Source organism: Streptomyces sp. NPDC088252, from assembly GCF_044740965.1.
Classification (GTDB): Bacteria; Actinomycetota; Actinomycetes; order Streptomycetales; family Streptomycetaceae; genus Streptomyces.
Genome location: NZ_JBIURS010000016.1, coordinates 89,242 through 112,515 on the forward strand (window position 1 = coordinate 89,242; position 23,274 = coordinate 112,515).

19 protein-coding genes, 4 tRNA genes and 1 other RNA gene are annotated in these 23,274 nt (G+C 71.3%); 15 read left to right on the plus strand and 9 right to left on the minus strand.

Going from position 1 to position 23,274, the window contains the following annotated elements; translation table 11 throughout:
• Nucleotides 1-49: 49 nt before the first annotated feature.
• The 3 genes from ACIOHC_RS28605 (at nt 50) to ACIOHC_RS28615 (ending at nt 2,956) form a co-directional block, all read left to right on the plus strand.
• A complete protein-coding gene (locus tag ACIOHC_RS28605; RefSeq protein ID WP_401844533.1) occupies nt 50-1,225 on the plus strand; it encodes a serine hydrolase domain-containing protein in 1,176 nt (391 codons plus the stop codon).
• A 70-nt stretch (nt 1,226-1,295) separates the two neighbouring features.
• Nucleotides 1,296-2,462 (plus strand): serine hydrolase domain-containing protein, encoded by a 1,167-nt coding sequence (locus ACIOHC_RS28610; RefSeq protein ID WP_389637998.1) that lies wholly within the window; start codon nt 1,296-1,298, stop codon nt 2,460-2,462.
• 308 nt (nt 2,463-2,770) lie between these two features.
• Complete coding sequence (locus tag ACIOHC_RS28615; RefSeq protein ID WP_401844536.1) at nt 2,771-2,956, plus strand: hypothetical protein; 186 nt, start codon at nt 2,771-2,773, stop codon at nt 2,954-2,956.
• A 101-nt stretch (nt 2,957-3,057) separates the two neighbouring features.
• On the opposite strand, the gene ACIOHC_RS28620 is transcribed toward ACIOHC_RS28615, so the two are convergent.
• A tRNA-Ser gene (locus tag ACIOHC_RS28620) sits at nt 3,058-3,145 on the minus strand.
• Between the two features lie 131 nt (nt 3,146-3,276).
• Between ACIOHC_RS28620 and ffs the strand changes: the two genes are divergently transcribed.
• From ffs to ACIOHC_RS28650, 6 genes are all read left to right on the plus strand, one after another.
• Nucleotides 3,277-3,373, plus strand: an RNA gene (ffs, locus tag ACIOHC_RS28625) — signal recognition particle sRNA small type.
• A 76-nt stretch (nt 3,374-3,449) separates the two neighbouring features.
• The gene (locus tag ACIOHC_RS28630) at nt 3,450-5,627 is read left to right on the plus strand and encodes a DNA polymerase III subunit gamma and tau (protein ID WP_351076819.1); all 2,178 of its coding nucleotides are present in this window, start codon (nt 3,450-3,452) and stop codon (nt 5,625-5,627) included.
• 199 nt (nt 5,628-5,826) lie between these two features.
• Nucleotides 5,827-7,077 carry a phosphoribosylamine--glycine ligase gene (purD, locus tag ACIOHC_RS28635; protein WP_351076822.1) on the plus strand — a complete coding sequence of 417 codons (1,251 nt, stop codon included), beginning with the start codon at nt 5,827-5,829 and terminating at the stop codon, nt 7,075-7,077.
• A 273-nt stretch (nt 7,078-7,350) separates the two neighbouring features.
• Entirely contained in the window at nt 7,351-9,117 is a 1,767-nt protein-coding gene (locus ACIOHC_RS28640) for a hypothetical protein (protein WP_351076825.1), read from the plus strand.
• 389 nt (nt 9,118-9,506) lie between these two features.
• Nucleotides 9,507-10,967 carry a N,N-dimethylformamidase beta subunit family domain-containing protein gene (locus tag ACIOHC_RS28645; RefSeq protein WP_351076826.1) on the plus strand — a complete coding sequence of 487 codons (1,461 nt, stop codon included), beginning with the start codon at nt 9,507-9,509 and terminating at the stop codon, nt 10,965-10,967.
• A gap of 100 nt (nt 10,968-11,067) precedes the next feature.
• Nucleotides 11,068-11,982: a phosphoribosylaminoimidazolesuccinocarboxamide synthase gene (locus tag ACIOHC_RS28650; protein WP_351076828.1), complete on the plus strand. Its 915-nt coding sequence runs from the start codon at nt 11,068-11,070 to the stop codon at nt 11,980-11,982.
• Between the two features lie 86 nt (nt 11,983-12,068).
• Here the strand turns inward: ACIOHC_RS28650 and ACIOHC_RS28655 are convergent.
• From ACIOHC_RS28655 to ACIOHC_RS28690, 8 genes are all read right to left on the minus strand, one after another.
• A tRNA-Gly gene (locus ACIOHC_RS28655) sits at nt 12,069-12,141 on the minus strand.
• A gap of 22 nt (nt 12,142-12,163) precedes the next feature.
• A complete protein-coding gene (locus tag ACIOHC_RS28660) occupies nt 12,164-12,775 on the minus strand; it encodes a response regulator transcription factor (protein ID WP_351076831.1) in 612 nt (203 codons plus the stop codon).
• A complete protein-coding gene (locus ACIOHC_RS28665; protein ID WP_401844541.1) occupies nt 12,772-14,028 on the minus strand; it encodes a sensor histidine kinase in 1,257 nt (418 codons plus the stop codon). Before ACIOHC_RS28665 ends, ACIOHC_RS28660 begins: the two co-directional genes overlap by 4 nt.
• 19 nt (nt 14,029-14,047) lie before the next feature.
• Complete coding sequence (locus tag ACIOHC_RS28670; RefSeq protein ID WP_351076835.1) at nt 14,048-14,818, minus strand: ABC transporter permease; 771 nt, start codon at nt 14,816-14,818, stop codon at nt 14,048-14,050.
• The gene (locus ACIOHC_RS28675) at nt 14,815-15,825 is read right to left on the minus strand and encodes an ABC transporter ATP-binding protein (protein WP_351076837.1); all 1,011 of its coding nucleotides are present in this window, start codon (nt 15,823-15,825) and stop codon (nt 14,815-14,817) included. Before ACIOHC_RS28675 ends, ACIOHC_RS28670 begins: the two co-directional genes overlap by 4 nt.
• A 155-nt stretch (nt 15,826-15,980) precedes the next feature.
• A tRNA-Gly gene (locus ACIOHC_RS28680) sits at nt 15,981-16,053 on the minus strand.
• A gap of 98 nt (nt 16,054-16,151) precedes the next feature.
• A tRNA-Gly gene (locus ACIOHC_RS28685) sits at nt 16,152-16,223 on the minus strand.
• 162 nt (nt 16,224-16,385) lie between these two features.
• Nucleotides 16,386-16,721 (minus strand): Lsr2 family protein, encoded by a 336-nt coding sequence (locus tag ACIOHC_RS28690; RefSeq protein ID WP_351076839.1) that lies wholly within the window; start codon nt 16,719-16,721, stop codon nt 16,386-16,388.
• A 382-nt stretch (nt 16,722-17,103) separates the two neighbouring features.
• On the opposite strand from ACIOHC_RS28690, the gene purS reads away from it, so the two are divergent.
• The 6 genes from purS (at nt 17,104) to ACIOHC_RS28720 (ending at nt 23,148) form a co-directional block, all read left to right on the plus strand.
• Nucleotides 17,104-17,364: a phosphoribosylformylglycinamidine synthase subunit PurS gene (purS, locus tag ACIOHC_RS28695; protein WP_351076841.1), complete on the plus strand. Its 261-nt coding sequence runs from the start codon at nt 17,104-17,106 to the stop codon at nt 17,362-17,364.
• Nucleotides 17,361-18,041, plus strand: coding sequence for a phosphoribosylformylglycinamidine synthase subunit PurQ (purQ, locus tag ACIOHC_RS28700; protein WP_351076843.1), 681 nt, complete (start codon nt 17,361-17,363; stop codon nt 18,039-18,041). The genes purS and purQ overlap by 4 nt, the downstream gene beginning before the upstream one ends.
• Nucleotides 18,038-20,287 (plus strand): phosphoribosylformylglycinamidine synthase subunit PurL, encoded by a 2,250-nt coding sequence (purL, locus tag ACIOHC_RS28705; protein ID WP_351076845.1) that lies wholly within the window; start codon nt 18,038-18,040, stop codon nt 20,285-20,287. The genes purQ and purL overlap by 4 nt, the downstream gene beginning before the upstream one ends.
• 477 nt (nt 20,288-20,764) lie before the next feature.
• Nucleotides 20,765-21,403, plus strand: coding sequence for a helix-turn-helix domain-containing protein (locus tag ACIOHC_RS28710; protein ID WP_351076848.1), 639 nt, complete (start codon nt 20,765-20,767; stop codon nt 21,401-21,403).
• A gap of 58 nt (nt 21,404-21,461) precedes the next feature.
• Nucleotides 21,462-22,262 (plus strand): sterol carrier family protein, encoded by an 801-nt coding sequence (locus ACIOHC_RS28715; protein ID WP_351076850.1) that lies wholly within the window; start codon nt 21,462-21,464, stop codon nt 22,260-22,262.
• A gap of 52 nt (nt 22,263-22,314) precedes the next feature.
• Nucleotides 22,315-23,148: an META domain-containing protein gene (locus tag ACIOHC_RS28720; RefSeq protein ID WP_401844547.1), complete on the plus strand. Its 834-nt coding sequence runs from the start codon at nt 22,315-22,317 to the stop codon at nt 23,146-23,148.
• Nucleotides 23,149-23,274 lie beyond the last annotated feature (126 nt).

Genomic DNA, 23,274 nt, shown 5'->3' on the forward strand with positions numbered 1-23,274 from the left:
TGGGAACCAGGATCGTGCCCCGACCAAACGATTCTCCAGGAGTTGACTTATGCGTGCTCAGACCCGACAGGGCCTTCGTTCCTCGACCCGGCAGCAGGGCAGGCGGCGACGAGCCGTGTCGGCCGCGGCCGCGGTGGCCATCGGCGTCATGACGCTGGGTGCCCTCGCCCCGCCCGCCGCCTCCGCTGCTGCCGCCGCCAGGCCGGACGCCGTCCAGCAGAGCCTGAACGCGCTGGTGCGCGACGACGGGATGCCCGCCGCGCTGGCGAGCGTCCAGGACCGGAACGGCCGCACCCGCACCTACACCGCAGGAGTCGGCGACCTGACCACCGGCTCGAAGGTGCCCAGGGACGGCCAGGTACGGATCGGCAGCAACACCAAGGCGTTCACGGCGGTCGTGGTCCTGCAGTTGGTCGGCGAAGGGAAGATCGGCCTCGACGCCACCGTCGACACCTACCTGCCCGGCCTCGTCCGCGGAGAGGGAATCGACGGGCGCCGCATCACCGTCCGCCAGCTCCTTCAGCACACCAGCGGACTCCCCGAGTACGGCATCCACGTCGACGACGACGAGATCAGGAACCGGTACTTCGAGCCCCGCGAGCTGCTCGACATCGCCCTCCGGTACAAGGCCGACGCGGCTCCAGGGACGACGTGGGGGTACAGCAACACCAACTATGTCCTGGCCGGCCTGATCGTCCAGAAGGTCACCGGCCGCCCCCTCGCCGAGGAGATGGACCGGCGCATCATCAAGCGCATCGGGCTGCGCCACACCTACTTCCCCGCCCCCGGCGAGATGACCATCCGAGAGCCGCACCCCCAGGGGTTCCACCGCAACGCGGCGGACGGACCGCTGCGCGACTTTACGGAGATGGACCCCTCCGCAGGCTGGGCCGCAGGCCAGTTGATCTCCACCAACTCCGACCTCAACCGCTTCTTCACCACGCTCCTCGCCGGTCGGCTCCTCCCGGCGGCCCAGCTTGCCGAGATGCGCACGACCGTCCCCGCCGGGACCTCCGGCCTCCGCTACGGGCTGGGGCTCGCGAGCAGGCCGCTGTCGTGCGGCGGCGTCTACTGGGGCCACGGCGGCGACATCGCGGGATACGAGACCCGGGGCGGTATCACCGACGACGGCCGCGCCGCCAACGTCGCGGTCACCAGCATCCCGACGGACGAGGCGGCCACGCAGCACGTGAAGGACGCCGTGGACAGGGCCCTGTGCGGCTGAATCACGCACCCGGCAACCCGGCAACCCGGCAACCCGAATGACGATCCAACGATTCCTCAGGAGTTGACTCATGCGTGGACAGACACGGCAAGGGCTTCGCTCGCCGGGCCGGCAGCAGGGCACGCGGCGACGGGCCCTGCCCGCCGCGGCGGCGGTGGCCGTCGGCGTCATGACACTGGGCGCCCTCGCCCCGCCCGCCGCCTCCGCCGTCAGGCCGGACGCCGTCCAGCAGAGCCTGAACGCGCTGGTGCGCGACGACGGGATGCCCGCCGCGCTGGCGAGCGTCCAGGACCGTGACGGCCGCACCCGGACCTACACCGCAGGGCTCGGCGACCTGGCCACCGGCGCACCGGTACCCGTCGACGGGCAGGTGCGGATCGGCAGCAACACCAAGACCTTCGTCGCGGTCGTCGTCCTCCAGCTCGTCGCGGAGCGGAGGGTGGACCTGGACGCCTCCGTCGACGCCTACCTGCCCGGCCTCGTCCGCGGGGAGGGGATCGACGGACGGCGCATCACCGTCCGCCAGCTCCTCCAGCAGACCAGCGGACTCCCCAACTACAGCAATCACCTCGGGGACGACGTCCGGTACTACGCCCCCCGCGAACTGCTCGCCACAGCCCTCCAGCACCCGGCCGACTTCGCCCCCGGGACGAGTTGGAAGTACAGCAACACCAACTACGTGCTCGCCGGCCTGATCGTCCAGAAGGTCACCGGCCGCCCCCTGGCCGAGGAGATCGACCGGCGCGTCGTCCGACGCGCCGGGCTGCGCCACACCTACTTCCCCGCCCCCGGTGACGCGAGTATCCGGGAGCCCCACCCCCACGGCTACTACCGGGAATCGGCGGACGCGCCGCTGCGCGACATCACGGAGATCGACCCCTCCTGGGGCTGGGCGGCAGGCCAGATGGTCTCCACCGGCTCCGACCTCAACCGCTTCTTCAGCGCACTCCTGGCCGGTCGCCTCCTGCCCTCGGCCCAGCTCGCCCAGATGCGCTCCACCGTCCCCGCCGAAGCGACCTTCGGCCCCGGTGCCCGCTACGGACTTGGACTTGTCAGCAGGCCGTTGCCGTGCGGCGGCCTCTCCTGGGGCCACGGCGGCAGCTTCCCGGGGTACGAGACCCGGGGCGGCGCCACCGACGACGGCCGCGCCATCAACGTCGCGGTCACCATGCAGCTCACCGACGAGGCGGGCCGGAGGAATCTCGAACGCGCCGTGGACACCGCCTTGTGCCGCTGAACCCCGCCGAGGGCGTTCCGTGAAGCAGAACGACCGACGCCGCGAGTTCAAGAACACCAAGTCGCGTGCCGGCCGCCGCACCATCGGGCTTCGGGACCCGATCATCAAGCTCCTCCGGGAGCACCAGGACGCCCAGGCGTGGGAGCGGAAGCAAGCCGGGGACGAGTGGGAGGACAAGGGGTGCGTCTTCGCGCAGCCGACTGGGGCCCGCTCATTCCGAATACCGTCTACCAGCACTGGAAGAAGCTCTGGACGACGCCGGCGTGCGGGACGGCCGTCTTCATGACGCACGCCACATCGCCGGGACCATGCTCCTGCTGCTGGGAGTCCCCGATGTGGTGGTCGACGCGATCACGGGCTGGGAGCCCGGCGGCTCGGCGCGGATGCGCGCCGGGTACCTGCACGTCACCGGTCCCATGCTGAAGAACGTCGCCAAGCAGGTCGGTGACGCAACCGAGGAGGCAGGCCCCGACACCGGCTCGGACCCCGCATAGCGGGCCGCAGACCCCAACTGAGACGGAAACTGAGACGGGGAGACGCGAAGGGCCCCACCGCAAGCGGTGGGGCCCTTCGACGTATTGCCCGGTGAGAGCAATGGCGGAGGATACGAGATTCGAACTCGTGAGGGGTTGCCCCCAACACGCTTTCCAAGCGTGCGCCCTAGGCCACTAGGCGAATCCTCCGCGGCAAACAATACAAGACGTTGAGGAGTGCTCGCGAACCCGTTCCCCTCAAGATCCGCTCGGGCTCGTCCGGGGCGGTTCGGGAGGGTGGGGCAGTGGACCGACGGGGGTGGGGATCGGCTAAGGTGGGCGTCAGCCCCTCACGTGGCGCTATCTGACTGAACTCCCCCAGGGCCGGAAGGCAGCAAGGGTAGGTCGGCTCTGGCGGGTGCGTGGGGGGCCCTTGTGTTTCCTGGGAGGGTACGGGGTGGGGCTTCGTCCCGTCCGGGGCCGCTTGTCGGTCGGCCCGGATAACCTCGTATGTGTGTCGTCCCTTGCGCTGTACCGCCGCTATCGCCCCGAGTCGTTCGCCGAGGTCATCGGGCAGGAGCATGTCACTGACCCGCTGCAGCAGGCCCTGCGGAACAACCGGGTCAATCACGCGTACCTGTTCAGCGGTCCGCGCGGTTGCGGCAAGACGACCAGCGCGCGCATCCTCGCCCGTTGCCTGAACTGCGAGCAGGGCCCGACACCCACGCCGTGCGGGGAGTGCCAGTCCTGCCGGGACCTCGCGCGCAACGGGCCGGGATCGATCGATGTGATCGAGATCGACGCCGCATCGCACGGTGGCGTGGACGACGCCCGTGATCTGCGGGAGAAGGCGTTCTTCGGTCCCGCGTCGAGTCGTTACAAGATCTACATCATCGACGAGGCGCACATGGTCACGTCAGCGGGGTTCAACGCCCTGCTGAAGGTGGTCGAGGAGCCGCCCGAGCATCTCAAGTTCATCTTCGCGACCACCGAGCCCGAGAAGGTCATCGGCACCATCCGGTCGCGTACGCACCACTACCCGTTCCGTCTCGTCCCGCCGGGCACGCTGCGCGAGTACCTCGCGGAGGTCTGCGGCAAGGAGAACAGCCCGGTCGAGGACGGTGTGCTGCCGCTCGTCGTGCGCGCCGGGGCCGGTTCCGTGCGTGACTCGATGTCGGTGATGGACCAGCTGCTGGCCGGCGCGGGCGACGACGGTGTGACATATGCCATGGCGACCGCGCTGCTCGGTTATACGGACGGCTCGCTGCTGGACTCGATCGTGGACGCCTTCGCGGCGGGCGACGGGGCCGCGGCGTTCGAGGTCGTGGACCGGGTGATCGAGGGCGGCAACGACCCGCGCCGCTTCGTCGCCGACCTCCTGGAGCGCCTGCGTGACCTGGTGATCCTGGCCGCCGTGCCGGACGCCGGGGAGAAGGGGCTGATCGACGCACCCGCCGACGTCGTCGAGCGGATGCAGGCTCAGGCGTCCGTCTTCGGCGCCGCCGAGCTGAGCCGCGCCGCCGACCTGGTCAACGAGGGACTGACGGAGATGCGCGGGGCGACCTCGCCGCGTCTCCAGGTCGAGCTGATCTGCGCCCGGGTGCTGCTGCCCGCGGCCTTCGACGACGAGCGTTCGCTGCAGGCGCGGCTGGACCGGCTGGAGCGCGGCGCGTCCTTCGCGACCGCCGGTACGGGCCCCGCCATGGGGTATGCGCCGGGGCCGGAGGCACCGGCCCATGCCCCCGCCCCCGTCGCGCCGGCCGTGCAGCCCGGCGCCGGACCCGCTGCCGCGCGTGCGGCGGTACGGGGCGAGGCCCCCGCCCCCGCAGCGCCGCCCGCACCTGCCGCAGCGCCCCCGGCACCCGCGCAACCCACGGCCCCCGCCGCAGCCGCTGCCGCAGCGCCTCAGCCGCCGGCCGGGGCCCCGGCTCCCGCGGGCGGTCAGCGTCCCGGTGCCTGGCCCACCGCCGCCGCGCCGGAGTCCGGCCGCCGTCCCGGTGGCTGGCCGGCCGCCTCCGCCCCCGGCCGCTCGCCGGCCCCGCAGGCCGCCCCCGCTCAGGCCCAGCAGCCGAGCGCCGCTCCGGCGCCCGCCGCCGAGCCGAACCCGGGAATGACGCAGGGCGCCGGCCAGGTACGCAACATGTGGCCCGACATCCTGGAGGCCGTGAAGAACCGCCGCAGGTTCACCTGGATCCTGCTCAGCCAGAACGCCCAGGTCACCGGTTTCGACGGCACCACCCTGCAGATCGGCTTCCTGAACGCGGGCGCCCGCGACAACTTCGCGAGCAGTGGCAGCGAGGACGTGCTGAAGCAGGCCCTCGCCGAGCGGTTCAACGCGCAGTGGAAGATCGAGGCGATCGTCGACCCGTCGGGCGGCGCCGGAGCACCCCCGCAGACCGGTGGCGGTCGCCCCGCCGCCGCGCCGCCCGTCGCGCAGCGCCCGGCCCCCGCGCCTCAGCAGCAGTACGAACCCCGGACCGCCCCCGCCCCGGCCCAGCAGCCGAGCTCCGCTCCCGCCGCGGAGCCCGCCCCGCCGTCGTACTCCGCGCCCGAGCCCCCGCGCCCGGTCGCTCCCGAGGACGACATCCCCGAGGCGGACGACCCGGACCTCGTCGACTCGGCCCTCTCCGGGCACGACCTGATCGTCCGGGAGCTGGGCGCCACGGTCGTGGAAGAGTTCACCAACGAATAACCGGGGCAGCCGGGCACCGCCCCCGGACGCGGTTCCCGGGCGCGGCACCTGGTCGCGGTTCCCGGACGCCGCACCCGCCCCCGGACGCGGTTCCCGGTCGCGCGGGGCGCGTGGTCGCGAGGCCGCGGTCGCGCACCCCGGGTGTCCACAGAGCGGCGTCCGTCAAGGCCGTCGTGCCCCGGCGGTTAGGCTGCACCCCGTGAAGGTCCTCGTCATCGGCGGCGGCGCCCGCGAACACGCCCTGTGCCGCTCTCTCTCCCTCGACCCCGACGTCACCGCTCTGTACTGCGCTCCCGGCAACGCCGGCATCGCGGAGGTGGCCGAACTGCACCCGGTCGACGCTCTCGACGGTGACGCCGTCGCGCGCCTCGCCGCCGACCTGGGCGCCGAACTGGTGGTCGTCGGCCCGGAGGCGCCGCTCGTCGCCGGGGTCGCCGACGCCGTGCGTGCCGTGGGCATTCCCTGCTTCGGCCCCTCGGGTGAGGCGGCTCAGCTGGAGGGCTCCAAGGCGTTCGCCAAGGACGTGATGGCCGGGGCGGGCGTCCCGACCGCCCGCAGCTACGTCTGCACCACGCCCGCCGAGATCGACGCCGCACTCGACGCCTTCGGCGCTCCCTACGTCGTCAAGGACGACGGGCTCGCCGCCGGAAAGGGCGTCGTCGTCACCGACGACGTCGAGACGGCCCGCGCCCATGCCCTGGGCTGCGACCGGGTGGTCATCGAGGAGTTCCTCGACGGCCCCGAGGTCAGCCTCTTCGCGATCACGGACGGCACCACCGTGCTGCCTCTCCAGCCCGCGCAGGACTTCAAGCGCGCCCTGGACGACGACGAGGGACCGAACACCGGTGGCATGGGCGCTTACTCCCCGCTCCCGTGGGCCGACCCGAAGCTGGTCGACGAGGTCATGCAGTCGGTGCTGCAGCCGACCGTCGACGAGCTCCGTCGCCGCGGCACCCCGTTCTCCGGGCTGCTGTACGCGGGCCTCGCGATCACCTCGCGCGGCGTGCGGGTGATCGAGTTCAACGCCCGTTTCGGTGACCCCGAGACCCAGGTGGTCCTGGCCCGTCTGAAGACTCCACTGGCAGGTGTCCTGCTGGGCTCCGCCAACGGCACCCTCGACGAACTGCCCCCGCTGAAATGGCGTGACGAGGCCGCTGTCACCGTGGTCATCGCCTCGCACGACTACCCGGCCACGCCGCGGACGGGTGACCCGATCGAAGGGCTCGACGACGTGGCGGCGCAGGATGCCCCGGACGCGTACGTCCTGCACGCCGGGACCAGGCGGGACGGCGACACGATCGTCAGCGCGGGCGGCCGCGTGCTGTCCGTGACCGCGACCGGAAAGGACCTCGCGGCCGCCCGTGAGCGTGCTTACACGGCGGTTGCCCGGATCCGGCTCGACGGCTCGCAGTTCCGCACGGACATCGCCAAGAAGGCTGCGGGAGCCTGAGACCGGGACGGGACCCGTGGACCACTCGCCGGACCCCGCGGACACCCACCGACGCGCCGCTGCCCCAAGGACGGCGGCGCGTCAGCACCTTTGCCCAAAGCCATTCCATCGAGTGACGACTGAGCCATCCGGATGACGTCCGTCGAGGCCCCAACTAGGGTGCGGCGCAAGCATTCCGGCACATGGCTCACTGGCATTGCGATGTCAGTGACGGGTGCCACAGTGGGGGAGTGAACAACACCGCCGCGGGGGCAGAGGGGGTGACGTCCGGCCGTGTCCGGTACCGGTACAACTGAGGAGCTCGGTGCGCAGAGTGCGCGTGCCCGAGCTCTCGCCCTGCTGCGCATCCGCAGCAGGGCGACCGCCGCGGCCATCCTGCCGGCGGCGGTCGCCGTCGTGCTGCTCGTCGCGGGTGCCCAGGGCCATGCCGTCGGCACCGGCTGGGACGCGGCGCGCTGGGCCGTGACGGCCTGCGCGGTCGTCGTGCTCCTGCTCGCCACGGCGGTCGCCGTCGCGATCGTACGAGCGAGGCCGGCGATCAGTCCGACCGTCCCGCTCGCGGAGGAAGCCGCCCCGGATCTCTACCGTCTGGTCAGGGACCTCGCCGAACGGCTCGGGGTTCCCGCGCCGTCGGCGATAGCGCTCACGCCCGACTGCGACAGCTGGCTGGAGGACCGCACCCACCCCGCCGTGCAGCAGTTCACGACGGGCCTCGGAGCCGATCGGGCAGCGCGTTCCGCGGGCCGGGTCCGCCGCCGGGTGAAGGCGGCTCCCGTGCTGGTCATCGGTTCGCCGTTCCTGTGGTGGATGCGGGTCGCGGAGCTACGGGCGGTGCTCGCCCCGGTCGTGGCGGGCACGGGGCCCTCCGCGCATCCCGACATGGCGGCGGCGCGTCGTTTCGTACGAGGGCTGGACGGAGCGGTCGCCGACGCGGCCGTGCCCGTTCCGGGGCCGCTGTCCGGGGTGCGCAGAGTGCCACGCCTCTTCGTCGGCTGGATCGCCCGGTTGCTGCTGCGCAGTTGTCGCAGCCATGCCGCGGAGATGGAGCGGGGCGTCGCCGCCGCCGCGTCGGTTCGTGCACAGGGTGTGGACCACGGTCTTCGGATCGTCGCGCAGGAGCAGGTCGGTCTCGCCTACGCGGGTTGGGACCGGTTGCTCACCCGGGTCGCGCTGCCCGCCTGGCAGATGGGCCGCTGGCCGTCCCGGCTGGACGCGGGTGTCGTGTCCGCGCTCACCGAGCTCTCCCGGCGCGACCGGCTCGCCGACGGGTTCACCTCCCGGCTCGGCGAACGCCCCGCCTGTGACCTCCTGGAGGAACCGGGCGCGGCCGACGAGGCGGCATCCCTGCTGGCTGCCCGGCTCTTCCACGGCGGTCCGGCGGAGTCCGGTCCCGACTGGTCGCCGGTCGACTGGCAGCAGTACCCGGATGAGGTCGTCGACCGGAAGTGGCGTACCGAGGCCGCCCGGCTGCATCGTGTCCTGGACTCGATGGGGGTGGCGCCCGGACCGGCCGCCGACGCCTCGGGACCGGGCCGTCCCGCATTCTCCGTCGATGCCGGGGTGCCCACGCTGGCCCGTGTCGTCGACCATCTGGCCGGCGGGGGCGGAAGCGGCGAGGAGCTCGCGGCCGGGATCAGCGCCGCGGTGGCCCGCGAGGAGGCGGCGGCCCAGCGCCGGCCACCGGCCGACGGCGCGTCGAGCCCGGCGGGCACCCCGGGTGCCGTCGGCGCGGGCGGGAACATCCTGGACCTCTGGGGCCCCGACTCCCTCCCGATCTTTTCGCTCCAGCCGCCCCGTACGGGTACGGAGCTGCTCGCCGACCACGTCGCGGCCATGGTCTGCTGTGCCGCCGTCGACACGGCTGGCGCGGCCCCCGGCCTCGATTGGCTCGACGGCCCCGCGCTGCTGGTCGACGGCGAGCGCCGGGCGGATCTGGGCAGTCCGGTCCTCAGTCTCGTCGAGGACGGGGACGCGGCACCGCTGCGGTCATGGCTCGCCTCGGTCGGCGTGCGCACCGACAAGCCCGTCCGTCTCGTCTGAACCAGCGGCGCCCGGCGACGGCGCGCACCACGGCAGACCCACCCGTCTCAAGCTCCTCACCGGCAACGTTGCCGGGGCTGTCGCCCCCCAATACCCGGAAGAGAACGTTCCGTTCACGTCAATTAGCGACGAAGGGTGACGGGCCGCATGCGTTATGTGATGTGCTGGGGATCAACGCTGACAGTCGGAGCATCACTGTTGGCGCACCGATGACGCACGGCCGGATGCGGTCAGCGGCAACGGCCGACGGGCAGGACCGCCGTCGGCGATCGGCGTCCGTGATCGGCGTCGGCGTTCGGTGCCGGTGCCCGGCACCCGCGTCCGGCGTCCCGTGACCGGCGTCCGTGACGTTGATCAGCTGTACTCGGGGCCTGTGGGAGGGAAGCGGTATGGGGGCGGAGCAGATTCGTCGATGGGAGTCGGGTGCCCTCGCGCACGCCGTCTCCGACCCCTTCGGCCAGGGCCCCCTGCCCTGGCTGCGCGGCAGTGACAACTACTTCGACGACACCGGGCACGTCGTTCCCTGGTACGCCGACCCCACCCTGGCCCGGGGCGCCGACGGCGGCACGCGTACGGCCGACGACGTGCACCGCCAGATCAAGGGCTTCATCTCCACGGGTGCCGCCGCCCCGGGCGAGGCGATCGACTTCCACATCACCGTGGACCCGCCCCAGCAGTTCTCCGTGGACATCTACCGCATCGGTCACTACGGGGGCGACGGGGCCGCCAAGATCACCACGAGCCCCCGGCTCTCCGGCATCGTCCAGCCCGCCCCGCTCACCGCCGACCGCACGGTCTCCTGCCACCACTGGTGGCAGTCCTGGCGGCTGCAGATCCCCTCCTACTGGTCGATCGGCGCGTACGTGGCCGTGCTGACCACGGTCGACGGGTACCGCTCCCACATCCCGTTCACGGTCCGCGACGAGCACCCGGCCGATCTGCTGCTGGTCCTGCCGGACGTCACCTGGCAGGCGTACAACCTCTACCCGGAGGACGGCCACACAGGTGCCAGCCTCTACCACGCGTGGGACGAGCGGGGCCGCCTCCTGGGCGAGGAGGACGCCGCGGTCACCGTCTCCTTCGACCGTCCGTACGCGGGTGCCGGGCTGCCGCTCCACGTCGGCCATGCCTACGACTTCATCCGCTGGGCCGAGCGGTACGGCTACGACATCGCGTACGCCGACACCCGTGATCTGCACGCGGGCCGGATCGACCCGGGCCGCTACCGGGGCCTGGTCTTCCCCGGCCACGACGAGTACTGGTCGGTACCCATGCGCCGTACCGCCGAACGCGCCCGCGACGGCGGAACCTCGCTCGTCTTCCTCTCCGCCAACACCATGTACTGGCAGGTCAGCCTCTCCCCGTCGCCCTCCGGTGTCCCGGACCGCCTGCTCACCTGCCGCAAACGCCGCGGCCCGGGGAGGCCCGCGCTCTGGCGCGAGATCGACCGCCCGGAGCAGCAGCTCCTCGGCATCCAGTACGCGGGCCGGGTCCCCGATCCGCACCCCCTGGTCGTACGGAATGCCGAGCACTGGCTGTGGGACGCGACGGGCGCCGGCGAGGGCGACGAGATCGACGGCCTGGTCGCGGGCGAGGCCGACCGCTACTTCCCGCGCACCGCGCTTCCCGAGCACGAGAACCGCATCCTGCTCGCCCACTCCCCGTACCGGGACAACGACGGGGCCAAGCGCCACCAGGAGACCTCCCTGTACCGGGCCCCGTCCGGCGCGCTCGTCTTCGCCTCCGGCACCTTCGCCTGGTCCCCGGCCCTGGACCGCCCCGGCCATGTGGACCCGCGCATCCAGCGCGCCACCGCCAATCTCCTCGACCGCATCTGCAAACGCGACTGAGGAGACCGCGCCCGGCGCCACGGACGCCCCCGCTCCGCCCCACCGCACCCCGATACGGGAGAATCGGAACGACTCCTGGATCAACCTACGCGGAGGCAGCGTGTCCGGATTTGTAGAAAAGCCCGAGCCAGTGCAGGTCCCGGGGCTCACCCACCTTCACACCGGCAAGGTGCGCGACCTGTACCGGAACGAGGCGGGCGACCTCGTCATGGTCGCCAGCGACCGGATGTCCGCGTACGACTGGGTGCTGCCGACCGAGATCCCGGACAAGGGCCGGGTGCTCACCCGGCTCTCGCTGTGGTGGTTCGACCGGCTCAGCGATCTCGTGCCGAACCACGTGCTGTCCACGGAGCTCCCCGCCGGAGCCCCGGCGGACTGGGAGGGCCGCACGCTGATCTGCAGGTCGCTGCGGATGGTCCCGGTCGAGTGCGTCGCCCGCGGCTACCTCACCGGCTCCGGGCTCGTCGAGTACGACGAGTCCCGCACGGTCTGCGGCCTCGCGCTGCCCGAGGGCCTCGTCGACGGCTCCGAACTGCCGGCGCCGATCTTCACCCCCGCCACCAAGGCGGCCGTCGGGGACCACGACGAGAACGTGAGCTACGAGGAGGTGGCCCGCCAGGTCGGCGCGGAGACCGCCGCCCAGCTGCGCCGCACCACGCTCGACGTGTACGGCAGGGCGCGTGACATCGCGCGCGAGCGTGGGATCATCCTCGCCGACACGAAGTTCGAGTTCGGTTTCGCTCCCAAGGACGGCGGCGGCGAGGAACTGATCATCGCCGACGAGGTGCTGACCCCGGACTCCTCGCGCTTCTGGCCCGCGGCCGAGTGGGAGCCGGGCAGGGCCCAGCCCTCGTACGACAAGCAGTTCGTGCGCGACTGGCTGACCTCGCCTGCCTCGGGCTGGGACCGCAGGAGCGAGCAGCCGCCCCCGGCGCTGCCCCAGGAGATCGTGGACGCGACCCGGGCGAAGTACCTGGAGGCGTACGAACTCCTCACCGGCACGCCCTGGCAGTAGGCGGTTTTCCGGACGCGAAGCAGCACGCGGTTCCCGGAACACGAAGAAGCCCCCGGCCGAAAGACCGGGGGCTTCTTGCTGAACCGAGCGGACGACCAGGTTCGAACTGGCGACCTCAACCTTGGCAAGGTTGCGCTCTACCAACTGAGCTACGTCCGCAAGCGCCGAAGCGCGAGGACCACTATACCCATCCGCGCTCCCGGGCGAGACGCGCCGCCGCGTGGCGGTTCTCCGCCCCGAGCTTCGATACGGCCGCGGAGAGGTAGTTCCGTACGGTTCCCTGCGACAGCGATGCGCGTTCCGCGATCTCCGCGACCGGCGCCCCGTCCGCCGCCAGTTCCAGCACCTCGGCCTCGCGCGCGGTCAGCGGCGAGTCCCCGGCGGAGATCGCGTCGGCCGCCAACTCCGGGTCCACATAACGGTTTCCGGCGTACACGGTACGGATGATCCCGGCCAGCTGGCGGGCGCTGACCGTCTTCGGCACGAAGGCCCGCACGCCCGCCGCCAGTGCCCGCTTCAGATGTCCCGGCCGACCGTGACTCGTCACGATCATCGTCCGGCAGCCGGGAAGTTCGGCCCGCAGGGATGTGGCCACACTCACACCGTCGGCACCCGGCATCTCCAGATCGAGGACCGCCACATCGGGGCGGTGGGCCCGCGCCATGGCCAGTGCCTCCGGGCCGGTCGCCGCCTCCGCGACCACCACGAGATCGTCCTCCAGGGCGAGCAGCGCGGCCAGCGCGCCCCGGATCAGGTGCTCGTCGTCGGCGAGCAGCACCCGTACAGCCGTCATCGTCGTTCCTCCACCAGTGCGGCAGCCGTGCGCGGCAGCGGGATCTCGGCCGTCAGGCGGAACAGTCCGTTCCCCGCCGGGCCCGCGTCCAGCGAACCGTCCAGCGCCCGCAGCCGCTCGCGCAGTCCGGCCAGCCCGGAGCCGCCCGGTCCGCAGCCGCCCGGTTCCGAGCCGGCCCGCGGCGCCCCGTCGTTCTCCACCTCCAGCACCACCGCGCCCGCCGAGGCGCGGAGCCGGATCGTGCAGTACCGCGGATCGCCGTGCCGCAGCACATTGGTTGCCGCCTCCCGCACCACCCAGCCGAGCGCCGACTGCACCGGCGCGGGCAGCGGACGACCCTCGTCGCCCTCCACCGCGCACGCGATCCCGGCCGCCCGCAACACCCCCTGCGCGCCGGCCAGTTCCGTGCTCAGGTCGGCCTCCCGGTATCCGCGTACGACGTCGCGCACCTCCTGCTGCGAGGCACGGGCGATGCGCATCACCTCGACCATCTGGTCCACGGCCGCCGGATTCCCGCGCTGGGCCAGTTCCACCGCCAGCTCGCCCTTCAGCGCGATCACGGCCAGATTCCGGCCCAGGACGTCATGCATGTCCCGGCCGAACCTCAGCCGCTCCTCGGCGACGGCCAGCCGCGCCTCCATGTCCTTCGCTTCACGGAGCTTCCACATCACACTCAGCGTCCAGGCCGACGTGCGCGTGGCGACCGCCATCATCCCGCCGCCGAACGCCGTCGCGAGAAATGTGGCGGCCACCAGCGCACTGCCGCCGTCGAGCAGTCCCACCGCGGTGGACATCGCGGCCGAGACGACGGCCTGCTCCAGCATCGACACCCAGCCCGGCACGATGAGCACGAACGCGCAGGAGAACGGCACCACACAGGCGCTGAACACGTATCCCGGATCGGGGAACTCGCGCATGCCCGTGCAGTCGGCGAGGGCCAGCACCGCCGCCGTGTTCGCCACCAGCGACACGGCCGCGACGGCGACCAGCCGCCGGTCCGTGGTCCCCCGGCCCAGATACGTCGCCAGCCCCCTGGCGGTCAGTGCCGTCCCGCAGATCCCGTGGGCGACCGCGAGCACGATCGCCAGGGCGATCAACGCGGCGGGCGCCGCGCCGCGCACGGGCCGGGTCACGGACATCAGGACCTGGACCAGCACCGCGATCCACACCAGGCTGTACAGCATGCCGCGCGTATACAGGTCGACCTTGTCGAACCCGGTGCGGCCGCGCCAGCCCCACGTTCGCCACCGCACCCGCACGGCGCACCCCTCCTCAGCGTCGGGGTTCCCAGCGGAACCACCGCTGTACAGCAAACACGGCGAGCACCGTCCAGGCCAGCGCGGTCAGCCCGGCCCCGAGCAGGTCGTGCCCGTCGACCCCGCCGAGCCAGCCCGCCCGCACGAGTGTCATCACCCCGGTCACCGGCAGCAGCTCGCACACGGATGCCACCCGGTCCGGCAGGACCTCCAGCGGCACGAAGAGCCCCGAGCCCGTCATCGAGACGAGGAACAGCGGCAGCGTGGTGATCTGCGCCGTCTGTACGGTCCTGGTCGATGCGGAGGTGGCGGCGGCCAGTGCCGCCAGCAGCACCACACCCGACAGCAGGCCCGCGACGAGCAGTTCGGGCCGCTTCGGCGCACCGACACCGAAGAAGGCCGCACCGGCCAGGACCACCAGCACCGCCTGCCCCAGGGCCAGCGCGATGGACGGCAGCGCGGTTCCGACGAGGATCTCCCGGTCGGTGACCTCGCCCGTGCGCAGCCGCTTCAGGACCAGTTCCTCGCGCCGCGCCACGTACGCGGCGACCAGGTTCATGTACACGACCTGCATCAGCACCATGCCGACGCCACCGCTGAGCGCCGCCCCGGCCACGGTCAGCCCGGTTCCGCCCAGATCGATCTGATCCAGTGTCGACTTCATCGCCACGACCATCGCCACAGGTACCAGCAGTGCGACGAGGACCGCCGTCCTGTTGCGGGCGAGCAGGGTCAGCTCGGCGCGCCCCAGCGCGTTCAGCCGACCGGACATCGTTGTACCGGTCATGCGGCGGCCGCCTTCCGGGCCTGCGAATCCGATGCGCGCTGCGCGATATCGAGAAATGCCTCTTCGAGCGAGGCCGACCGGGCATCGAGCCCGAGCAGCCGTACGTCCGACTGCTCCGCCCAGAGCAGCAGTTCACCCAGCGACTCCTGCAGCCGGTGGGTACGGATCTCGACCTTGCGCCCTTCGGCCGCCGCCCTCAGCGGCAGCGGAAGCCTCGCCGCCGGCACCCCTTCGGGCAGCTCGAACCGGATGCGGGCGGGGCGGGCCGCCGTCACCTCGGCGGGGGTGCCCGCCGTCACGATCCGCCCCCTGTGCATGATCGCCAGCCGGTCGGCGAGCATCTCGGCCTCCTCCAGGTAGTGCGTGGTGAGCAGGACGGTGGTGCCGTCGTCGCGCAGTATCCGGACCAACTCCCAGGTGTCGCGCCGTCCCTCGGCGTCGAGCCCGGTGGTCGGCTCGTCCAGGAACAGCACTTCGGGCCGGCCGAGCAGGGCCAGCGCCAGGTCGAGCCGGCGCCGCTCGCCGCCGGAGAGCTGCTTGACGCGCACCCGCGAACGATGGGTGAGCCCGACCAGGTCCAGCACCTCCCCCGTCGGGCGGGCGCCGCTGGTGCAGCCCGCCCACATCCGTACGGTCTCGGTGACCGTCAGCTCGGACGGGAAGCCGCCCTCCTGGAGCATCACCCCGATCCGCGGCCGGACGGCGGCGCGTTCGCGACACGGGTCGTGGCCGAGCACCCGCACGGACCCGCCGTCGGGCCGGGCCAGGCCCTCCAGCAGCTCGACGGTGGAGGTCTTGCCGGCACCGTTCGTACCGAGCAGGGCGAAGAGCTCACCGCGCGCCACCGTGAAGGAGACGCCGGTCACCGCCTCGAAGCCGCCGTCATAGCGGCGCCGCACACCGCTCGCCTCGATCACCGGGTCGGCGACGGAGCCGGACGCGGAGGCGGCTGTGGCGCATGCCACAGCGCTGTTCACGTGGTCCTTGGGAATGTCGTCGCTGGTCATGCCTACAGATTTCCGCCGGATCGGCGCCGCGAGCAGTGCGAGCTGTCACGACTGCTCATGACAAACGTCATGGGCCAAGGAGCCCCGGGCGGAAACGGATGGGAATACGACGAAGGCCCTGGTCGATATCGACCAGGGCCTTGCGTTCGATCAAGAGCGGACGACGAGATTCGAACTCGCGACCCTCACCTTGGCAAGGTGATGCTCTACCAACTGAGCCACGTCCGCATTGCTGCCGCTCATTGTACTCCTTGTGAGGAGTTTCATCGGGCGGTGCGAGCACTACCCTACCCGATCCAATGGAGTGGACGGTAAGAGCGATGCAGAGCGGGTGACAGGAATTGCACACTGCGCCTTCCCCCTGGAAGGGGGATGTTCTACTACTGAACTACACCCGCACGCTGCGTGAGGTTCGGCTTTGCGGCCTTGCCCCTCGGCGTGCTCCAGACTTTAGCCGACCAGCGGGGGTGTAGCGCAAGTCGGTGGCCGCGGGGTGTCGCCGGAGCGTTCGCGGCGCGTCCCGGCGAGGGCCCCCGGGGGTCCTGGGGCGGACCGGAATCTCAACTGGCTTCGCGGAACGCCTCGTAGACCTTCTTGGGGATCCGGCCGCGGGCCGGCACCTCCATCCGGTGGGAGCGGGCCCAGGCGCGCACGGCCGCCGGGTCGGGTGCCAGCGAGGTGTGCCGGTACGGCACCGGGGCCTTGCCGCGCTTGCCGGTATTTGTCTGCTTTCGGCCGGCCGCCACGTACGGCGCCAGGGCCTTGCGCAGTTTCTTTGCATTGGATGGATTGAGGTCGATCTCGTACGACTTCCCGTCCAGGGCGAAGGTGACCGTTTCCGCCGCTGCTCCCCCGTCGATGTCGTCGAAGAGCGTGACCACTACGCGCTGAGCCACGGATATCGGTCCTTTCCTACGGCGTCGGCGCGTCTGACAAGCGCTGATGCCGGCCTTCCGGCTGTTAGGCGGATGCGGGTCGACCGGTGTCGACCGTTTAGGGGCAATGCTGCATTCCCCGGTAATCATTTGTACAGCGATGGGTGCCGCATTGTGAAGCCCGCCCAATTACCTCCGCGTGTCAGCCTTCTTGTGTGTTGCCGGTGAGGATTTTTTTCGCAGGACTTTCCCCATGTGTTGTCGCGGCCGATATCCGGGCGTGATCAAGGGGGTTCGATATCTACCCGCGTAGAATTTCTGGCCAGGTAGGCTGAGGGAACCTGCGGGGGTCTGGGGAGCCCCCCGGAGAAACAGCCGCACCACACCACCACCGGGAGTGCCAGTGGCACGCGTCGTAGTCGACGTCATGCTCAAGCCCGAGATCCTCGACCCGCAGGGACAGGCGGTGCAGCGCGCACTGCCCCGTCTCGGCTTCGAGGGAATCGCGGACGTACGTCAGGGAAAGCGTTTCGAGCTGGAGGTCGAGGGGCCGGTCGACGACGCCGCCCTCGGCCGCATTCACGAGATGGCCGAGACTTTCCTCGCCAACACCGTCATCGAGGACTTCACCGTGAGGGTGGAGAAGGCCGAGGAGTCGAAGTGACTTCTCGTATCGGAGTCGTCACCTTTCCCGGCACGCTCGACGACAAGGACAGCCTGCGGGCCGTACGGGTCGCGGGTGCCGAACCCGTATCGCTGTGGCACCGCGACAAGGACCTGCACCAGGTCGACGCGGTCATCCTGGCGGGCGGCTTCTCCTACGGCGACTATCTGCGGGCCGGAGCCATCTCCCGCTTCTCGCCGGTCATGGAGACGATCATCGAGAACGCGCGGGCGGGGATGCCGGTCCTCGGCATCTGCAACGGCTTCCAGATCCTGACCGAGGCGCATCTGCTGCCCGGCGCGATGCTGCGCAACAACCACCTGCACTTCATCTGCCGCGATCAGAAGCTGCGCGTCGAGAACACGGACACCGCCTGGACCTCGGACTACTCCGCGGGCCAGGAGATCTCCGTACCGCTCAAGAACATGGACGGGCGGTACGTCGCCGACGAGCGCGTGCTCGACGAGCTGGAGGCGGAGGGCCGGGTCGCCTTCCGTTACCTGGACAGGAACCCCAACGGCTCGCTGCGCGACATCGCCGGCATCACCAACCCCGCGGGCAACGTCGTCGGCCTGATGCCGCACCCGGAGCACGCCGTCGAGCCGCTGATCGGAACCGGTCGCACCGACGGCCTCGGTTTCTTCACCTCGATCATCAAGAAGCTGGTCAACGCATGAGCCTGGATACGGTCAAGCACGCGGCCGAGACCCCGGACGTCGAGCAGCCCTGGAAGGAGCTCGGCCTCAAGGAGGACGAGTACGCCCGGATCCGCGAGATCCTGGGCCGCCGTCCCACCGGTGCCGAACTCGCCATGTACTCCGTGATGTGGTCCGAGCACTGCTCGTACAAGAGCAGCAAGGTCCACCTCAAGCAGTTCGGCGAGAAGGTCCCCGCCAACGACGCGATGCTCGTCGGCATCGGCGAGAACGCCGGTGTGGTCGACGTCGGTCAGGGGTACGCGGTCACCTTCAAGGTCGAGTCGCACAACCACCCCTCGTACATCGAGCCCTACCAGGGCGCGGCGACCGGCGTCGGCGGCATCGTCCGCGACATCCTCGCCATGGGTGCCCGTCCGGTCGCGGTCGTGGACCCGCTGCGCTTCGGCGCGGCCGACCACCCCGACACCAAGCGCGTCCTGCCGGGCGTCGTAGCGGGCATCGGCGGCTACGGGAACTGCCTGGGGCTGCCGAACATCGGCGGCGAGGTCGTCTTCGACGCCTGCTACCAGGGCAACCCGCTGGTCAACGCCGGCTGCATCGGCGTGATGAAGCACGAGGACATCCACCTCGCCAAGGCCTCCGGCCCCGGCAACAAGGTGATCCTGTACGGCGCCCGCACCGGCGGCGACGGCATCGGCGGCGTCTCGGTACTGGCCTCGGAGACCTTCGAGTCGACCGGCCCGGCGAAGCGCCCGGCCGTCCAGGTCGGCGACCCGTTCCAGGAGAAGCTCCTCATCGAGTGCACCCTGGAGATCTTCAAGGAGAAGCTGGTCGCGGGCATCCAGGACCTCGGCGGTGCGGGCCTGTCCTGCGCCACGAGCGAGCTGGCCTCCGCCGGATCCGGCGGCATGCGCGTCGAGCTGGACACCGTGCCGCTGCGCGACTCCTCCCTCTCGCCCGAGGAAATCCTCATGAGCGAGTCGCAGGAGCGCATGTGCGCGATCGTCGAGCCGCAGCACGTCGGGCGCTTCCTGGAGATCTGTGAGAAGTGGGACGTCATCGCCACCGTCATCGGTGAGGTGACCGAGGGTTCCCAGCTGGAGATCTTCTGGCACGGCGAGCAGATCGTGGACGTACCGCCGCGGTCCGTCGCCCACGAGGGCCCGACCTACCACCGCCCGTTCGCCCGCCCGTCCTGGCAGGACGCGCTGCAGGCCGACGACGCGGGCAAGCTGGCCCGCCCGGCGAACGGCGCCGAGCTGCGCGAGCAGGTCCTCAAGCTGGTCGCGTCGCCGAACCAGGCGTCGAAGTCCTGGATCACGGACCAGTACGACCGGTTCGTGCAGGGCAACACCGTGCTCGCGATGCCCGAGGACGCCGGCATGGTCAGGATCGACGAGAAGTCGAACCTGGGCGTGGCCATGGCGACCGACGGCAACGGCCGGTACGCCAAGCTCGACCCGTACACCGGTGCGCAGCTCGCGCTGGCGGAGTCGTACCGCAATGTCGCCGCCTCCGGCGCCAAGCCGCTGGCCATCTCGGACTGCCTGAACTTCGGTTCGCCCGAGGACCCGGACGTCATGTGGCAGTTCGCCGAGGCCACCCGTGGTCTCGCGGACGGCTGCCTGGAGCTGGGCACCCCGGTCACCGGCGGCAACGTGTCGCTGTACAACCAGACCGGTGAGACGGCGATCCACCCGACGCCGGTCGTGGCCGTGCTCGGCGTGATCGACGATGTCACCCGGCGTACGCCGGTCGCCTTCGCGGAAGAGGGCCAGCTCCTCTACCTGCTGGGCGACACGCACGAGGAGTTCGGCGGTTCGGCCTGGTCCGAGGTCGTCCACAACCACCTCGGCGGCATGCCGCCCAAGGTGGACCTGGGCCGGGAGAAGCTGCTGGGCGAGATCCTGATCTCGGCCTCCCGCGACGGCATGATCGACGCGGCGCACGACCTCTCCGACGGCGGTCTGATCCAGGCGGTCACCGAGTCCTGCCTGCGCGGCGGGAAGGGTGCCCGGCTGGTCGTGCCGGACGGGCTGGACGCGTTCACCTTCCTCTTCTCCGAGTCGGCGGGGCGCGCGGTCGTCTCCGTTCCGCGCAGCGAGGAGCTCCGCTTCAACGACATGTGCGGGGCGCGGGGCCTGCCCGCCACACGGATCGGTGTCGTGGACGGCGAGGAGATCGAGGTCCAGGGCGAGTTCGGCATCCCGCTGAGCGAGCTGCGCACGGCGCACGAGGAGACCATCCCGGGTCTGCTCGCCTGACGCGACTGTCGCTGTGGAGGACGGCCCCGCCCGGGTCTCGGATTCCGGGCGGGGCCGTTCCCGTGTCGTCGTATCGCCCGGGGGGTGGATACGGTTCGTCCGGGCCGCGAACTCGGTTCGTCCGAGCGGTGGATACGGTTCGTTCCGGCCGTGAATCCGGTTCGCGCCGGCTTGCGGACCCGGCGTTTCGGGAATTCCGGCGGGCGGTATGCGTAATTCCGGCTGACGTCCCGATCGAGGCGCGGATGCGAGCGGCCGTGGAATTGCGACCGACCCACCGGGCGGCGGTGTTCCGGCGGATGGCGGGCATTCGCTTCCGGCGGTGCGAGCAGAACGAAGGCGCCGGGGCCACCGGAGGTGCGGGCGGCCGTTCCCGAGCCGCCGGGCACGGTGTCGCTGCGGCATTCACCGCACCATGAAAATATACTCGGTCAATATTTAATCCAGGATCAATCTTTATCCTGGTACAATGATGTCATGACTGAGGGGATGAGCCTTCGCGAGCGCAAGAAGCTCCAGACTCGGCGCCGTCTGCTGGCGGTGGCCACCGAGCTCTTCGCCGCACGTGGCTTCGACAAGGTCTCGGTCGCCGAGATCGCCGAGGCGGCCGACGTCTCGAAGATGACGGTCTTCAACTACTTCGCCGGCAAGGAGGACTTGGTCCTCGCTCCCATGGAGGAGCACATCGGCGATGTCGCGCGGGAGGTACGGGAACGGGCCCCCGGAGAGTCCGCGCTGGCCGCAGTCCGGCGTCAGTTCCTGGCCGCCGTCGAGGCCCGTGACCCCTCGGTCGGGATGAGCGACTCACCCGTGGTGCTCGGGGTGCGCCGGCTGATCCAGGAGACACCGGCGCTGCTGATCCGGGCGCACGCGTTCTCCATGCGGTCCTACGCCCTGCTCGCCGAAGCCCTGGCCGAGGAGGGGGAGGAGCCCTCCCTCGCCCGGATCGCGGCCGCCCAGCTGATCGGCACCCGCAACGCCCTCATCACCGCGAACCAGTTGCGGCTGCTGGCGGGGGAGCCGGCGGACGCGGTCGCGCCGGACGCCGTCGCGCTCGCCGAGCGCGGCTTCGATCTGCTCGACAAGGGGCTGGGCGACTTCGCGACCCGGTCCTGAGGTCACCGCTCCGACAACCCACTGCCCGTCGCGGGCGAGGTCGTTAGGCTCCTGGACCATGCCGCCGTCCCAGAAACGAGCCCGCCGCTACGACCCGGTCAGGACCCGCGCCGCCGTCCTGGCCCAGTTCGCCCATGTCCGGGAAGCCGTCCGCGCCCTGACGCCCGAACAACTCGCGCTGCCGACCCGGCTCGGGGACTGGACCGTGCGCGAACTGGCCGTCCACCTGACCATGGCGCTCTCGCGCGTCACCCATGGTCTCGAGCTGCCCGAACCGGCGTCGCCCAAGCCCGACCTGACGCTCCTCGAATGGCCGTTCTCGACCGCTGACCGGGCTGCCCGCATCGCCGAGGACACCACGGCCGCGGCCGCGGACCATCCGGACCTGGACGCGCTGTACGGGGAGGTCGCCGGGCGGTTCGAGGCGCTGGTGCCCGGCGATCCCGGGGAGCGGCTGCTGCCGACCCGGGTCGGTGCGATGCGGCTGGCCGACTTCCTGGTCACCCGTACCGTCGAGCTCGTCGTGCACACCGACGACCTGAACGAGGCGGCCGGCCTGGCCGTCCCGTACGACCGGCAGGCCCTCGCCGCCTGCACCCGGCTGCTCGCCGACGCCCTCGCGGAGAGGGCGCCGGGCGGTTCGGTCGAGGTGCGGGTTCCGCCGTTCGCCGTCGTGCAGTGCGTCCAGGGCCCCAAACACACCCGCGGCACACCGCCCAATGTCGTCGAGACCGATCCGCTCACCTGGATCCGGCTCGCCACCGGGCGTACGCAGTGGGCGCAGGCGCTCGACGCGGCGAAGGTCAGCGCCAGCGGGGAGCGGGCCGACCTCGCCGCCCTGCTCCCGCTGATGGGGTGAGCGGGAACCGGACGGGGTCCGGGGCCGTCCCAGGGCCATGCGGAGGCAATGTATGGCCCTCGGTGTCCTGGTGTCCCTTCTCGCCCTCACCTCCTGCGGTACGGAGACGGGGGACGGTTCCCGGTCCGGGGCCGGTTCCGGCGGCGCCGTGCGGACCGAACTGCCCGTCACCGGCATCCGCTGGGGCGTCGACTCGGTGACGGTCGACGGGAAACGGACCGCCGCCCCGGCCGACGCCCACGTCGAGATCGACGCCAAGGGCCGGGCATCCGGGAACTACGGCTGCAACCTCTTCACCGCCGATGTCCGCGTCGACGGAGAGACATTGACCGTCGGCCCGGCCACGAGTACCGAAAGGGGCTGCGAGAAGGATGTCCAGCGGTTCGAGACGGTCATGTCCCGCGCGTTCAGCGGTGAACTCACCGCCGCCGTGGCGGACCGGAAACTGACCCTGACCTCCGCCGACGGCGACTCGATCGCGCTCACCTCGCAGCCTCCCGCGCCGCTCACCGGCACCACCTGGACGGTCACCTCACTGGTCTCCGGCTCCGTCGCCTCCTCCCTGCCCGCGGGCACGGAGGGCAAGGCACGGATCGTCTTCGGCAAGGACGGCTCCGTGCACGGCAGTTTCGGCTGCAACGGCTTCCGCGGCCGGGCGACGGTCTCCGGCTCCACCATCACGTTCGACAGCGTCGACAGCACCAAGATGATGTGCCCGGACCCCCGGATGAAGCTGGAGCGGGCCGTGCTCGCGGTCCTGGACGGGAGGACGACGTACAGGATCGACCACCGCAGCCTGTCCCTCACCGCGGAGAACGGCGAGGGAATCGGCGCGTCGGCCATGGAGAGGACTCCCACCGGGGGGACGGTGGGGTCGGCGGGCTGACTCGGGAACGCGTCGGGCACGGCAGCAGCTCGGCGTCCGCCCGCTCCCAGGAGACCCTGCCGCCCGAACCGGTCCAGGCCGTGCGGGAAGCCGGGAAGCGACGGCGGCCGAGAGCGTGGCGGCCGA